General features: G+C 69.0%; 15 protein-coding genes. 13 read left to right on the forward strand and 2 right to left on the reverse strand.

Going from position 1 to position 14,396, the window contains the following annotated elements; all coding sequences use genetic code 11:
* From serS to ACFU7D_RS13545, 5 genes are all read left to right on the forward strand, one after another.
* Positions 1 to 1,247 (forward strand): serine--tRNA ligase (serS, locus tag ACFU7D_RS13525; protein ID WP_378867783.1); only part of this gene is annotated, 1,247 nt, incomplete at its 5' end.
* Positions 1,244 to 2,104 carry an HAD family hydrolase gene (locus tag ACFU7D_RS13530; protein WP_378867785.1) on the forward strand — a complete coding sequence of 287 codons (861 nt, stop codon included), beginning with the start codon at positions 1,244 to 1,246 and terminating at the stop codon, positions 2,102 to 2,104. The genes serS and ACFU7D_RS13530, both read left to right, overlap by 4 nt.
* 28 nt (positions 2,105 to 2,132) lie before the next feature.
* Positions 2,133 to 2,645, forward strand: coding sequence for a GNAT family N-acetyltransferase (locus ACFU7D_RS13535; RefSeq protein ID WP_378867787.1), 513 nt, complete (start codon positions 2,133 to 2,135; stop codon positions 2,643 to 2,645).
* A complete protein-coding gene (locus ACFU7D_RS13540; protein WP_378867789.1) occupies positions 2,642 to 3,442 on the forward strand; it encodes an HAD family hydrolase in 801 nt (266 codons plus the stop codon). Before ACFU7D_RS13535 ends, ACFU7D_RS13540 begins: the two co-directional genes overlap by 4 nt.
* Positions 3,439 to 4,065 carry a hypothetical protein gene (locus ACFU7D_RS13545; RefSeq protein ID WP_378867791.1) on the forward strand — a complete coding sequence of 209 codons (627 nt, stop codon included), beginning with the start codon at positions 3,439 to 3,441 and terminating at the stop codon, positions 4,063 to 4,065. The genes ACFU7D_RS13540 and ACFU7D_RS13545 overlap by 4 nt, the downstream gene beginning before the upstream one ends.
* Here the strand turns inward: ACFU7D_RS13545 and ACFU7D_RS13550 are convergent.
* Positions 4,028 to 4,930 carry a sterol desaturase family protein gene (locus ACFU7D_RS13550; RefSeq protein WP_378867793.1) on the reverse strand — a complete coding sequence of 301 codons (903 nt, stop codon included), beginning with the start codon at positions 4,928 to 4,930 and terminating at the stop codon, positions 4,028 to 4,030. The two genes, ACFU7D_RS13545 and ACFU7D_RS13550, sit on opposite strands and share 38 nt — an antisense overlap.
* A gap of 72 nt (positions 4,931 to 5,002) precedes the next feature.
* Here ACFU7D_RS13550 and ACFU7D_RS13555 point away from each other — a divergent pair, with 72 nt between their 5' ends.
* The 7 genes from ACFU7D_RS13555 (at position 5,003) to ACFU7D_RS13585 (ending at position 12,620) form a co-directional block, all read left to right on the forward strand.
* Entirely contained in the window at positions 5,003 to 5,647 is a 645-nt protein-coding gene (locus tag ACFU7D_RS13555; RefSeq protein WP_378867795.1) for a TetR/AcrR family transcriptional regulator, read from the forward strand.
* Between the two features lie 109 nt (positions 5,648 to 5,756).
* Positions 5,757 to 7,025, forward strand: coding sequence for an alpha-hydroxy-acid oxidizing protein (locus ACFU7D_RS13560; RefSeq protein ID WP_378867797.1), 1,269 nt, complete (start codon positions 5,757 to 5,759; stop codon positions 7,023 to 7,025).
* A 98-nt stretch (positions 7,026 to 7,123) separates the two neighbouring features.
* A complete protein-coding gene (locus ACFU7D_RS13565) occupies positions 7,124 to 8,062 on the forward strand; it encodes a carbohydrate kinase family protein (RefSeq protein ID WP_378727400.1) in 939 nt (312 codons plus the stop codon).
* Positions 8,059 to 8,964, forward strand: coding sequence for a pseudouridine-5'-phosphate glycosidase (locus tag ACFU7D_RS13570; RefSeq protein ID WP_378727401.1), 906 nt, complete (start codon positions 8,059 to 8,061; stop codon positions 8,962 to 8,964). The genes ACFU7D_RS13565 and ACFU7D_RS13570 overlap by 4 nt, the downstream gene beginning before the upstream one ends.
* Positions 8,965 to 9,041: 77 nt before the next feature.
* On the forward strand, positions 9,042 to 10,430 hold the full coding sequence (locus ACFU7D_RS13575; protein ID WP_378867798.1) for a purple acid phosphatase family protein: 1,389 nt from the start codon (positions 9,042 to 9,044) through the stop codon (positions 10,428 to 10,430).
* A gap of 20 nt (positions 10,431 to 10,450) precedes the next feature.
* A complete protein-coding gene (locus ACFU7D_RS13580; RefSeq protein WP_378867829.1) occupies positions 10,451 to 11,554 on the forward strand; it encodes a glycosyltransferase family 2 protein in 1,104 nt (367 codons plus the stop codon).
* A gap of 184 nt (positions 11,555 to 11,738) precedes the next feature.
* A complete protein-coding gene (locus ACFU7D_RS13585; RefSeq protein ID WP_378727404.1) occupies positions 11,739 to 12,620 on the forward strand; it encodes an alpha/beta fold hydrolase in 882 nt (293 codons plus the stop codon).
* Here the strand turns inward: ACFU7D_RS13585 and ACFU7D_RS13590 are convergent.
* Positions 12,549 to 13,871, reverse strand: coding sequence for an MFS transporter (locus ACFU7D_RS13590; RefSeq protein ID WP_378867800.1), 1,323 nt, complete (start codon positions 13,869 to 13,871; stop codon positions 12,549 to 12,551). The genes ACFU7D_RS13585 and ACFU7D_RS13590 overlap by 72 nt on opposite strands.
* 150 nt (positions 13,872 to 14,021) lie before the next feature.
* Between ACFU7D_RS13590 and ACFU7D_RS13595 the strand changes: the two genes are divergently transcribed.
* Positions 14,022 to 14,396, forward strand: coding sequence for a YciI family protein (locus tag ACFU7D_RS13595; RefSeq protein WP_378727406.1), 375 nt, complete (start codon positions 14,022 to 14,024; stop codon positions 14,394 to 14,396).

Genomic DNA, 14,396 nt, shown 5'->3' on the forward strand with positions numbered 1-14,396 from the left:
AACCCCCCCCCCGCGTCCGGGCCCCCCCGGCGCGCGGGGGCGGTCCCCCCGCGGGGGGGCCCGGGGCGCGGCCCGCGCACCGCCCCCGGCGCGCGGCGATCGCGGACTTCGAGGCCAAGCGGGCCGAGCAGAAGCAGATGGGCAAGAAGGTCGCCCAGGCCAAGGGCGAGGAGAAGCAGCAGCTGCTGGCCGAGGTGAAGGACCTCGCGGCAGCCGTCAAGGAGGCCGACGCGGCGCAGGGCGTTGCCGAGGAGGAGTGGAAGAAGGCTCTCAAGGCCATCCCCAACCTCGCCGACGACGCTCCGGCCGGCGGTGAGGACGACTTCGTCCTGATCGAGAAGGTCGGCAAGCCCCGCGACTTCGAGGCCGAGGGCTTCGAGCCGCGTGATCACGTCGAGCTCGGCAAGCTCCTCGGCGCGATCGACCTCGAGCGTGGCGCCAAGGTCTCGGGCAGCCGCTTCTACTTCCTGACCGGGGTCGGCGCTGAGCTGGAGTTCGCGCTGATCAACCTGGCGATGGAGCAGGCCCGCGAGGCCGGGTTCACCCAGGTCATCGCGCCGGCGCTGGTGCGTCCCGAGGCGATGGAGGGCACCGGCTTCCTCGACCAGGTCGACGACGGCGTCTACAAGATCGAGGACGACGACCTCTACCTCGTCGGCACCTCGGAGGTGCCGATGGCGGCCTACCACTCCGACGAGATCCTCGACGCTGACACGCTCCCGCGGCGCTACGCCGCCTTCTCCTCGTGCTTCCGCAAGGAGGCCGGCTCGGCCGGCAAGGACACCAAGGGCATCATCCGGGTCCACCAGTTCGAGAAGGTGGAGATGTTCGTCTACACCACCGTTGAGGAGTCGTACGCCGAGCACCAGCGTCTCCTCGAGTGGGAGAAGTCGTTCCTGGACAAGCTCGAGCTCGCCTACCAGGTCATCGACGTCGCCGCGGGTGACCTCGGTCCGAGCGCGCTGCGCAAGTTCGACTGCGAGGCGTGGATCCCCACCCAGGGGAAGTACCGCGAGCTCACCTCGGCGTCCAACTGCACCACCTTCCAGGCGCGCCGCCTCGACATCCGGCAGCGCACCGAGAGCGGCACCACCCCGGTCGCCACGCTCAACGGCACGCTGACCGCGATCACCCGCGCCATCGTCGCCGTCCTGGAGACCCACCAGCAGGCCGACGGCTCGGTGCGGGTCCCGAAGGCGCTGCAGAAATGGCTCGGCCGCGAGGTCCTGGAGCCGATCCAGAAGTGAGCGCGACCGAGAGCAGCACCGCACGGCCCGGTGAGGCCGCCTGGCAGCCGAAGCTCGTCGCGCTCGACATCGACGGCACCCTGCTGGGCTGGATCGACGGCACCGGCACGACCTCCGAGGCCCTCTCGGACAAGGTGCGGGACGCGGTCCGCCGGGCCTACGACGCCGGTGCCCACGTGGTGCTCTCCTCCGGTCGCTCCGCCCACTCGATGACCGGGATCGCCGATCTGCTCGGGATTCCGGACGAGGGCGCGGATCGGTTGTGGATCGTCGCCTCCAACGGGGCGGTGGTGCTTCGCTACCCGCCGGTCGACGTGGTGCACGAAGAGACCTTCGACGCCCGGGAGGCGGTCGAGAAGATCCTGGCGCAGCGGCCGAACGTGCTGGTCGCGGTCGAGAACCGCGGCGTCGGCTACCGGTTCAACCGGCCGTTCCCGCCGGGCGAGCTGGGTGGCGGTGAGAATCTCGTCGCCCCGGTCGAGGAGATGGTTGCCGCCCCGGTATCCCGGGTGATCATCCGCGACCCCGAAGCGACGCCCGAGGACTTCCTCGCCCTCGGCCGCGAGCTCGGTCTGCACGGCATCGACTACGTGGTCGGCTACACCGCCTGGCTCGACCTCACCCCGGTCGGCGTCTCCAAGGCATCGGGCCTGTCCTACGTCTGCGACCAGCTCGACCTCGAACCGGCCGACGTGCTCGCCATCGGTGACGGTCGCAACGACGTCGAGATGCTCGAGTGGGCCGGTCGCGGCGTCGCCATGGGCAACGCCCCCGACGTCGTCCAGGCCGTGGCCGACGCGGTCACCGCCCACGTCGCCGACGACGGCGCGGCGCTGGAACTCTCCCGCTGGTTCTGAGAGTGCTGGTCTGAGAGTCTTGGCGCTCGTGACCCTTCCCACCACCATCATCACGGAGCGCCTGACGCTGCCGTTGTGGACCCGCGCCGACGTCGAGGCCATCCGCGATCCCAGCGGCTCGATCGGGCGGCCGCAGAGCTGGCACCCGCAGTTCCCGCGCGAGGACGACCGCGACGCGGCGACGATGTGGGTCGAGGGCGACCGGTGGAGCTCCCGCTACATCATGCGCAACGGGACCGTACTCGGTTCGATCGGCTTCTTCGGGCCACCTGCCGCCGCTGCTGACGGCACCCTGGAGACCGAGGTCGGCTACGGCCTGATCGAAGAGGCACGCGGGTGGGGATTCGCGACCGAGGCGCTCAAGGGTCTGCTGGCGTGCGCGGATGAAGAGGGCGTACGCATCCGGGCTTCTGTCGAGCCCACCAACGCCTCCAGCCTCCGAGTGCTCGCCAAGTGCGGGTTCACCGACCTGCGTGGCGCCGACGAGGACGGGCATCTGGTGATGGCCAGGCCGGTGCCCGGTGGCAGAATGGAAGAATGAGTACGCCCAAGCTCGTCGCCACAGACCTGGACGGCACTCTGGTCAGGGCGGACGGTTCGGTCTCGGACTTCACGCGTGGCGTGCTCGTGAAGCTCGAGGAGATCGGCGTGCCGGTCATCTTCGTGACCGGGCGGCCGCTGCGCTGGACCCGTGAGCTCTTCGAGCACATCGGCAGCGTCGGGCTGGCGATCGTCTCCAACGGAGCCCTGGTCTGGGACGTCGCCACCGATCAGCCCCGGCTCACCCGGCTGATCGAGCCTGCCCTCACCGCCGACGTGGCGGCGATGCTGAAGGACGAGGTCCCCGGGCTGGTCTTCGCGACCGAGTCGCTCGAGGGATGGTCGTGCGAGCCCGAGTTCGCGGTCCACACCTCCGACGCCCTCCGGCCCGCCAAGCGCATCGCGCCGATCGAGGAGCTCGCCGACGAGCCGCTGATCAAACTGCTCGCCCGCCGTGACGACCACGACGACGCCGACGAGCTGCTCGCGGCCGCGGCGGCCGTCGTCGGCGATCGCGTCAACGTCACCCACTCGTCGTTCCCCCTGCTGGAGATCAGCGCTCCCGGGGTCACCAAGGCCTCCACCCTGGAGCTGGTCTGCACCGAGCTCGGCATCTCCGATGCGGACGTGATCGCCTTCGGCGACATGCCCAACGACCTGCCGATGCTGACCTGGGCCGGGACGTCGTACGCCATGGCGGACGCCCATCCGAGCGTCGTCGCGTGCGCGTCGCATCTGGCGCCCGGGCACGAAGATGACGGTGTCGCGCGGGTCCTGGCTGGAGTCTTCGGCCTGTGACTGGTTTGATCTTCGCCATGCGCCGCGTCCCCCAGCTCCTCGCTGCCGTTGCTCTTGCTGCGACAGCGGCGGTCATGACGAGCCCCGCACCCGCCTCGGCAGCCCCCGCCACATCGACGGTGACGGCTCCCGCGAAGTGCCCCGCGTTCAAGGTCAGCGATGCCGTCAAGGAGCCCCTGGTCTTCCACGCACGGGTGACCGGCCCGGGCAAGGCGACCAAGAGCGCCGGCCAGGTGGTCTACCCGGTGACCGTGGTCAAGGCGCTCCGGGGAGTCACCGGCGGCAGCAACCTCCGAGTCACGCTCAACCCCGGCCCGTGCCAGAAGAAGTCGCTGACCACCCAAGAGGACTACTACTTCTTCGTGCAGAAGAAGGGCGACACGATCCTCGCCGCCGGCAGCGCGCCGCGGGTTGAGGAATACACCGACAAGCTCCAGGCCGAGATCGCCAAGGAGTTCCCCGAGGTGATCGCCCCCGAGCCCCAGCAGGTGAGCTTCAGCGAGCCCGCTTCTCCCGAGGGTCAGAAGCTCGTCGAGGTCGCCGCCCCCGGCGTCGCGCTCGTGGTGGTCGGCATCCTCGGCCTGATCATCGTGATGATCCTCGGGCGACGGAAGGCCGCGTAGGCGGGGTCGTTGGATCAGCCTCCGGCGCCCACCCCGGCGGCCGGAAGGTGTAGCCCAGCTTGAGCCGCCAGCCGTCGGCGCTGCGTACGTCGTCCCAGAGCTCACGGAAGGCGCCGTACTCCAGCCTGAGCAGGTTGTAGGTGTCGACCTTGTAGGTCAGGCCGTACGTCGGGCGCTGGCGCTCCGGCGCGAAGGTGCCGAAGAGGCGGTCCCAGATGATCAGGATGCCGGCGTAGTTCTTGTCCAGGTACTCCGGGTCGGAGCCGTGGTGGACGCGGTGGTGGCTCGGCGTGTTGAAGACGAGCTCGATCGGACGCCACAGCTTGCCGATCGTCTCGGTGTGCACGAAGAACTGGTAGATCAGGTTGATCGAGAAGGCGATGTAGATCGCCGCCGGGGAGATGCCGAGGAACGGCAGCGGCAGGAAGAAGAAGAACTCGAACCACGGGTTCCACTTCTGCCGCAGCGCGGTCGCGAACGTCATGTACTCGCTCGAGTGGTGTGCCTGGTGGGCCGCCCAGCCGACTCTCGTCCGGTGCACGAAGCGGTGGTTCCAGTAGTAGGCGAGGTCGACGATCACGACCGAGATCGCCAGGCCCCACCACGTCTCCGGGATCTGCCACAGCGACGCGTAGGCGAAGATCGCCGCGTAGACCGCGAAGGTCAGCACCTTGAACACGGTCATCGACACGATCGAGCCGAGGCCCATCAGGATCGAGGTGCGCGCGTCCTTGAAGACGTAGCCGGCCAGGTTGTCGTCGTGGTCGAGCCATTTCAGCGCCGCCAGCTCGATCAGGATCGAGATCACGAAGAACGGGATGGCGTACGTCAAGGGGTTCTTCAACGGGTCGAGCATGTCGTTCATGGGGGACCTCCCAGGGATATGACCTTCGAGTAAGTTACCTCAAGGTCATATGCCGCCGCTAGACTCTCGGACATGTCACGGGCCAACGCTGGAACCAAAGGCGTCCCACGCGCCGACCGCGAGCTGCAGATCGTGCGGGCGGCCTGTGAAGTGTTCGGCACCATCGGGTTCGCCAAGGCGTCGGTCGCCGGGATCGCTGCCGACGCCGGCATCTCGAAACCGCTGGTCTACCAGTACTTCGGCTCCAAGGAAGGGCTCTTCTCCGCCTGCCTCACCTATGGCGCCGAGCTGCTCGCCGGCGACATGGAGCGGGTCGCCGCCGACGACTCGGTCGGTCTCGAACGCGGTCTGCGCACCCTCGACGGGATCTTCCGCATCCTCGAGCCCCAGCCGTGGCTGTGGCGGCTCTTCTTCGACAGGACCGCTCCGGAGACGGGTGACGTCGCCGCGGTGAGGGCCGTCTACACCGACCGCATCACCCGGCTGGCGATGGAGGGGGTCGGCGAGCTGATGGCACTCGTCGGGGACGACGACCCGCTCGATGTCTCCGCGATGACCGCCGTGTGGATGAACGTCGTCGACTCGCTCGTCACCTGGTGGCTCGATCATCCCGAAGTCACGCCGAGCGAGATGACCGCGCGGTGCTACCGGCTCATCGTGGCGCTCTCCGGCGCGGAGCCGCCCGCCCAGATCGTCGCGGATCCGGCTGCTCGCTGAGCGTGCGGGCATTTTCCCGCCATGGCGGGAAAATGCGGCGTCGCGCTGGCGGGGCCTAGGCGTTTCGGCGCCATGGCGGGAAAGTGCCCGCCGCGAGTAGCCTTCGCGCGTGAGCATCGGCAGAGACCTGCAGTCGGCCATCTTCCGCAAGGGCCTGTTCGGCCACCGTCCCGTGGTGCCGACCGAACCCTCGGCGCTCGCCGAGGCCGCCCATCGGGCGATGAGCAAGGAAGCCTGGGCGTACGTCGACGGCGGAGCCGGCCAGCAGCGCACCCTCGCGGCGAACACCGCCGCCTTCGACCACTTCCGGCTGGTGCCGCGCATGCTCACCAACGTCGAGACCCGCGACCTGCGCACCACGCTGTTCGGTGTGGACATGCCGGCGCCGCTGATGCTCGGCCCGGTCGGCGTGCTCGAGCTCGCCCACCCGCGCGCCGAGCACGAGGTCGCCGCGGCGGCCCGCGCGACGGGCATCCCGATGGTGATCTCCACCCAGGCGTCGGTCCCGATGGAGGAGGTCGCCGAGGACCTGGGCGACACCCCACGGCTCTACCAGCTCTACTGGTCGAAGGACGAGTCGATCGTCGAGTCCTTCGTACGCCGCGCCGAAGCCATCGGCTCCGACGCGCTGGTCGTCACCCTCGACACGCACATGCTGGGGTGGCGTACGCGTGATCTCGATCTGGGCTACCTGCCCTTCGCGAGAGGGCTCGGGATCGCCCAGTACACCTCCGACCCGGCCTTCCGGGCCCTCGTCGAGCAGCGGATCTCGGCGGGCTCCGGGACGAGCGTGCGACCCGGCCTCCGGGAGATCCCGTCGGCGCTCACCGCCGTCGCCTCGATGGCGCAGCACCACCCCGGCAAGCTCGTCGACAACCTGCGCTCGGGTCACGCCCGCGCCGCCGTCGAGACCTTCCTCGACGTCTTCTCCCGCTCCGACCTGATCTGGGACGACCTCGACCGGCTGCGGGAGATGACCGACCTGCCGATCGTGCTGAAGGGGCTCCAAGCGCCCGAGGACGCCCGGCGCGCGCTCGAGCACGGCGTCGACGGCATCATCGTCTCCAACCACGGCGGCCGCCAGGTCGACGGCGCCATCGCCTCGATCGACGCGCTGCCGAGCATCGTCGACGAGGTCGACGGCCGCATCCCGGTCCTCTTCGACTCCGGCATCCGCTCCGGCGCCGACATCCTCAAGGCACTCGCCCTGGGTGCCGACGCGGTCCTCCTCGGCCGCCCGTACGTCTACGGCCTCGCCCTCGCCGGTGCCGCCGGCGTCCAGGCCGTCCTGGAGCACATGATCGCCGAGCTCGACCTCTCCCTCGGCCTCGTCGGCTGCCGCTCCGTCGAGGAGATCGGCCGCGAGCTCCTCGGCTGAAGTTCGGGTCAGGCTGAGAGCACGGACACGTCCGGGGCGCGCCAAGTTCATACTTTATGAGGGGGCGCTATCTGTGAACCCCACTTACGATGCAGGTGATGAACCCGCAATCTCCGCCTGACATCGTCGTGATCGGCGGCTCCAACATGGATCTCCACGCTCGAGCCCACGAGCAGGTGGTGATGGGTTCGAGCATGTCCGGGTCAGCGGGCCTCTCGCCCGGTGGGGTGGGCCGCAACGTCGCGGAGAACCTCGCCCGGCTGGGTGACTCGGTGGCGCTGGTCTCGGTCGTCGGTGACGACCCGATCGGCGACGAGGTGATCAGCTACACCGAGGATGTCGGCGTCGACTGCACCTACGTCCGACGCCGGGCAGACGTACGCACCGGCACCTACAACGCCGTGCTCGACTCCTCCGGTGAGCTGGTGGTCGCGGTGGCCGACATGGCCGCGACCGACGAGTTCTCCCCGCTGGTCGTGGAGGCGGCCCGCGACCTGATCAAGAACGCGCGTGGTGTGCTCGTCGAGGGCAACATCCCGGTCCGCACCGCCGACGTGGCGATCGACCTCGCCCGCGAGTTCGGCGTGCCCGTCGGGTTCGACCCGGTCTCGGTGTCGAAGGCGAGGCGGGCGCGTGACCTGATCCGGGCCGATCGCGAGCTCTACCTGGTCACGCCCAACCAGGCCGAGCTGGCCGCGCTGACCGACCTGCCCGCCGGCACCGACGCCGAGATCGAGAAGGCCGTCCACTCGCTGCACGACCGCGGTGTCGGCGTCGTCTGGGTGCGCCTCGGGGCCCGCGGATCGGTGATCAGCTACGACGACGTCTACCAGGAGCTTCCCGCTGTGCCGACCGATGTCGTCGATGTCACCGGCGCCGGCGACGCGATGCTGGCCGCGTTCACGCACGAGGTCCTCCGTGGCGTCGACCTGGTCGAGGCGGCCCGGTTCGGGCACGCCGCGGCAGCGCTGACCTGCGGCACCCACGACACCGTCCGGATGGACCTCGACGAGACCCTCGTGCGGGACCTGGCGTGAAGGTGAGGCTCACCGAGGAGGTCGCCACGGCGCTCGCCGAGGGCCGCCCGGTCGTCGCGCTCGAGTCGACCATCATCAGCCACGGCATGCCCTATCCCGACAACGTCAAGATGGCCACCGAGGTCGAGCAGATCGTGCGTGACAACGGCGCCGTCCCGGCCACGATCGCGCTGCTCGACGGCGTTCCGCGCGCCGGCCTCGACCAGGACGACCTCGAGCTGCTCGCCTCCGACCCCGAGGTGACCAAGGTCAGCGTCCGCGACCTGCCCTACGTCGTCGCCCGCGGTCTCCACGGCGCGACCACGGTCGCGGCCACCATGCGCCTGGCGGCCATGGTCGGGATCAGGACGTTCGTGACCGGTGGGCTCGGTGGCGTACACCGGGGTGCGGCGACGTCCTTCGACATCTCCGCCGACCTGACCGAGCTCGCCCGCACCCAGGTCGCGGTGGTCAGTGCCGGGGTGAAGTCGATCCTCGACATCGGCCTGACCCTGGAGACCCTGGAGACCTATGGGGTGCCGGTCCTGGTCAACGGGAGCGACGAGTTCCCGGCCTTCTACTCCCGCAGCTCCGGGTTCGCCGCGCCGCTGCGCATCGACGGCCCCGACGAGGCCGCCGCGGTGATGAAGGCCACCTGGGACCTCGGCCTCCCCAGCGGCCTGGTCATCGCCAACCCGGTCCCGGTCGCCGACGAGATCCCCGCCGAGGTGATCGGGAAACACATCGACCAAGCCCTCGCTGATGCCGAGGCACGCGACATCCACGGCAAGGACATCACCCCGTTCCTGCTCGCCAGGATCGTCGAGCTGACCGGCGGTGACTCCCTGGCGACCAACATCGCGCTGGTACGCGACAACGCAGCCTTCGGCGCACAAATGGCCGCATCTCATGTTGCCGCGTGACGAACGATCACCACTCGTTCACCCGGGCGACACCGCACGTGGCCTAACGTCTCGTCTACCTATGCGTTGATCCTCCCGTGACCGTCAGCCCCCACTCCGGCCCCGCCAGAAACGGCCCGTCCAGGCGCACCCTGCTCAAAGCAGGCCTGATCGGTGGTGCCGGTGTCGTCGCCGGCCCGATGCTGTGGACACAGGCGGCCAGGTCGGCCGCGCCGGCCACCGGCGTACATCTGTCCTACGGTGCCGACCCGATCAAGCAGATGAACGTCTCCTGGTCGACCGCCGGGTCGGTGCAGGCGCCACGGCTCGACCTGGGCGTGACGCCCGACTACGGCCTCACCCTGCGACCCGAGTCGCTCTCCTCGATCCGGGTCGACAGCGTCTACCACCACGTCGACCTCAGCGACCTGCGAGCGGGCACGCGCTACTACTACCGGCTCAGCCACGACGGGGGCACCCCGACGAGGGGCTCGTTCACCACCGCCCCGAAGGCCACGGGGTCCTTCCGGTTCGCCGCCTTCGGCGACATGGGCGTGGCCGAGGACGCCGCCCGCAACGTGAACCTGATCCGTCAGCAGGGCGCCGAGTTCGCGTTCGTCGTCGGCGACATCGCGTACGCCGACACCGGCGGCCAGGGCAAGAGCAGGGAGACGCAGCAGGACTACGGTGTCTGGGACGAGCTCCTGCACCAGATCCAGCCCAGCGCCAACGCGATCCCGTGGATGACCGTCGTCGGGAACCACGAGATGGAGAACGGCAACGGCGAGCTCGGCTACGACGGCCACCGCGCTCGCTTCCGGCACCCCGGCAACGGTGCCGGCGGCGGACAGGAGACCTACTCCTTCGTCCGCGGCAACGTCGCCTTCATCGCTCTCGACGGCAACGACGCGACGTACGAGTACACGCGGAACGCGGGCTACCTCGGCGAGACGCTCGACCGCTGGCTCGAGCAGCGGCTGGCCGACTTCCGGGAGCGCCGCGACATCGACTTCATCCTGGTCGGCTTCCACCAGTGCGCCTACTGCACCAACATCGCGCACGCCTCCGACGGCGGGATCCGCGACCGCTGGGAGGCGCTCTTCGACCGCTATCAGGTCGACGTCGTGATCAACGGCCACAACCACTGCTACGAGCGCACCCACCTGATGCGCGACGGCAAGCCGGTCCAGGAGGCGCCGCGCGGCTCCACGGTCAGCACCAACCAGGGGACGATCTACATCACCGCCGGCGGCGGTGGCGGCTCGACCTACCCCGACGTCCTGCCCGTGCTCTCCTACTACACCGACGCGCACGGCCTGAAGATCCCCGAGCCCACCACCTACCGCGCCGTCGGCGACGCGACCCACTCGGTCGCGTTCTTCGATGCGCACCCGCGCGACGCGCACGGGCAGGCGAGGCTGGACCTCGAAGTCATCGCCACCGACGGCTCCGAGGTCGACACGCTCACGATCGCTAGGTCACGTTGATGGGCACCCAATTAGAGTTGATGCGCGTGGGGGGATTCAGAAGGAGGAAGCCGAGGCTGCTCAGCGTCGTCGTGCCGGTCTACAACGTGGCCGACTACGTCGCCGACAGCCTCGACAGCATCCTTCATCAGCCGTTGCGCGAGGTCTGTGCCATCGAGGTGGTCGTCGTCGACGACGGTTCGACCGACGGGTCGGCCGAGATCGTCAAGAGCATCGCGGCCACGGATCCCCGGGTCACGCTGATCACCCAGCCCAACTCCGGTGTCTCCATCGCCCGTCACACCGGGATCGAGGCCACCACCGGTGACCTGCTCACCTTCGTCGACCCCGATGACATCCTGCCCCGTGACGCCTGGAGCTCGATGGTGAAGACGCTGCGGCGTACGGGCTCCGACTTCGTCGTCGGGTCGGCCGAGCGCGTCACCCTCGTGAACGGCGAGGAGCGGAGGTACGTCACCCCGCTGATGCGCCGCAACCACACCCGGACCCGCCTCAGATGCCGGATCGAGGACGCCCCGCTGATGCTCGCGGACGTGTTCGTGTGGAACAAGATCTTCCGGCGCTCCTTCTGGACCGACAACGACATCACCTTCCCCGAGCGCACCCGCTACCAGGACCAGGTGGCCCTGACCCAGGCGTTCCTGGCCGCCAGGAACTTCGACATCCTCACCGACGTCGTCTACGACTGGCGGGTCCGCTCGGACTTCTCCTCCGCGACCCAGAAGCGCGCCCAGATCGCCAACCTGCTCGAGCGGATCACCACCAAGCGCCAGACCGTCGAGCTCGTGGCCGACTCGGGCTCGTCGAAGCTGATGCGGACACTGCGCACCGAGATCCTCCCGATCGACATGTGGGAGCACTTCCGGGCGTCGGTCAACCCCACCACCGAGGATCCCGACCGCTACTGGTCGCTGCTGCGCGGCGCCGTCCTCGAGTTCTGGTACGACGCCGGCGTCCCCTTCGAGGAGACCACCGTCCCGCGCGGCCAGCGCCTGATGGCCTGGCTGGTCTCGCAGGACCGCCGCGACGACCTCGCCGCTCTCATCGAGACGATCGACGAGCGGGGGCCGGCCAAGGGGATCGAGGCGTTCGCCGCCGCGGAGGACCTGCCCGTCGGGCTCTGAGCGCCGGGATCTCGTCGGCGCCCACCAGAAGCCCCAGGGCGTATAACACGGCCCTAGAGGCTCAGGGACCTAAGACCTGCGATATACCCAGATGCGCAGGGAATTGGGCGATTCCCGTTGCAAGGGGGTCCCCCTGGGGGCAAGGTGTGGGCACCCCACGCCATTGCTTCGAGGAGCCCACTGAATGCCCAGCGTCGAGCTGTCGGCCGGTCCGATCGATTTCGAGGATACCGGCGGTGACGGACCTGTCCTCGTACTCCTCCATGGAGTGCCGATGGACGGCCGTGTGTGGCGCCGTGCGCTGCCCTACCTCGGTGGCTTCCGAGTGATCCGGCCCACGCTCCCGTTGGGCGGTCACCGGCAGCCGATGCGGCCCGACGCGGACCTCAGCCAGCAGGGCGTGGCGAGCATCCTCGGCGACTTCCTCGACGCGCTCGACCTCCACGACGTCACCCTGGTCCTCAACGACTGGGGCGGTGGCCAGTTCCTCATCAACGCCGACCGCACCGACCGCATCGCGCGGCTGGCGCTGGTGGCGTGCGAGGCCTTCGACAACTACCCGCCCAAGGCGGCCAAGCCGCTGGCGGTGCTCTCGAAGATGCCGCCGCTGTTCACCGCCGCGCTGCAGCTGTTCCGCATGGAGAGCTTCCGGCAGATGAGCTCCGGCTATGGCGGGATGTCGGTCGACAAGAGCTACCACCTCTACGACGACCTTGTTCACGGCTGGTTCGCGCCGGCGCTGACCGACCGGGCGATCCGCCGCGACTTCATCAAGTTCGCCGGCGGCGCACCTGGTCGCGACGAGCTGCTCGAGCTGGCCGAGGGGCAGCAGAAGTTCACCAAGCCGGTGCTGGTGGTCTGGGCCGACCAGGACACGATGATGCCCGCCGAGCACGGTCCGCGCCTGGCCGCGCACTATCCCGACGCGCGGCTGGAGATCGTCAAGGACTCCTCGACGCTGGTGCCGATCGACCAGCCCGAGCTGCTCGCCGGGCTACTTCGAGAGTTCGCTCTCAGCGGGAGCGCTCCGGTTGACCCGGTAGGCGAGGAAGCTCGGGACGAGTAGCGCGCACAGCGCGATCCCGAGGAGGTTGAGCAGGCCACCACCGGTGGTTGCGATCGCGGTGCCGACCACGGCCGCCGCGCCTCCGTGCAGGACGTCGGCCACCCGAGGGCCACCCGCGACGACCACCGTGAAGACTCCCTGCAGCCGGCCGCGCACGTTGTCGTCGGCCGCCGACTGCAGGATCGACATCCGGATGGCCGCGGAGGCCACGTCGGCGGCGCCGGCGACCATCATGAAGAACACGGCGAGGCCCAGCATCAGCGCCGTGGTGCGTTTGTCCACAGCGAGATCCGCGAACCCCACGGTGAGCCCGAACAGGGTGATCCCGAGGGCCCACACGGCGATGCACCAGATGACCACGCGCCCCTGGGCCTCGATCCGCGAGACCCAGCCGGAGAAGATCCCGCCGATCACCGCACCTGCCGGGATGGCCGCGAAGAGCAGCGCGAACGCGATCCCGCCGTCCGAGGGACCGCCGAAGGACTCGTGCGCGATCTGCGGGAACAGCGCCCGTGGCATCGCGAAGACCATCGCGATCAGGTCGACGACGAAGCTCATCATCAGCACCGGCTGATGCCGCAGGTAGGCGAACCCGTCCCACACCGAACGCAGCCCGGGGACCTTCGCGCCGGCGCCCTCGACCGGGAGCCTCGGCAGCAGCACGACCGCGTAGAGGGTCGCGAAGAGGGTGACGGTGTCGATGGCGTACAGCCAGGTGAACCCGGTGAACGGCAGCATCACGCCGGCGACCAGCGGTCCCGCGATGGCACCTGCCTGGAAGACCGTCATCTGCAGCGAGTTGGCGGCCGGGAGCAGGTGGGCGGGCAGGATCTTGGGCAGCAGCGAGTTCCGGGTCGGCGAGTTGACCGCGAAGAAGGCCTGCTGCACCGAGAAGAGGCACAGCAGCAGCCAGACGTTGGTGTTGCCGAGCGCGGACTGGAGCCAGAAGAGCGCACTGGTGCCGATCAGCCCGATGGTCGAGATCATCAAGATCGTGCGCCGGTCGAAGTGGTCCGCGAGCGCGCCGCCGTAGAGACCGAAGACGATCAGCGGGACCAGCCCGAAGACGCCCGTCAGCCCGACGTACGCCGAGGAGCCGGTGTCCGCATAGATCTGGGCCGGCACCGCGACGACGGTCAGCTGCGCGCCGACCATGGTGATGATCCCGGCGATCCACAGCCGCCGGAAGTGCGGCTCCTGGAGGGGGCGGGTGTCGGCGACGGCACCCTTGAGCTTTGCGGTGATGCTCACTTCTGCGGGGCCTTCAACATGGTTACCGATGCTAAACGACTGAATTTACCTGGAGAAATTCCGATGAGAGGTGTCGGATCGGGGTGTAGACGTTCGTAGCAAGGGTGAGAGGCGGTCACCGAGGCCGTCCGACACAAAGGAGTGAGCACCATGGCCAAGTACCTGATGTCCGTGTGGGGTCCCGACTCGGACTACGAGAAGGAGAACTACGGCTACGCCTCGCCGGAGGAGATGATGGCCTCGTTCGAGGCGACCGGGAAGTTCAACGACAAGCTCCAGGAAGAGGGCTACTTCGTCTTCGCCGACGGCCTCGATGCCGCGAAGACAGCGACCGTCGTCGACGGCCAGGGCGAGAAGCCGGTCATCACCGACGGCCCCTACGCAGAGGCCAAGGAGTACATGGCCGGCTTCTGGATCATCGATGTCCCCGACCTCGACGTCGCGCTCAAGCTGGCCGGCGAGGCCTCCGCGGCCTGCCTCGGCAAGGTCGAGGTGCGCCCGATGCAGACCGGCCCCGAGGCGTGA

The sequence above is a fragment of the Nocardioides sp. NPDC057577 genome (genome assembly GCF_042801335.1).
Classification (GTDB): domain Bacteria; phylum Actinomycetota; class Actinomycetes; order Propionibacteriales; family Nocardioidaceae; genus Nocardioides.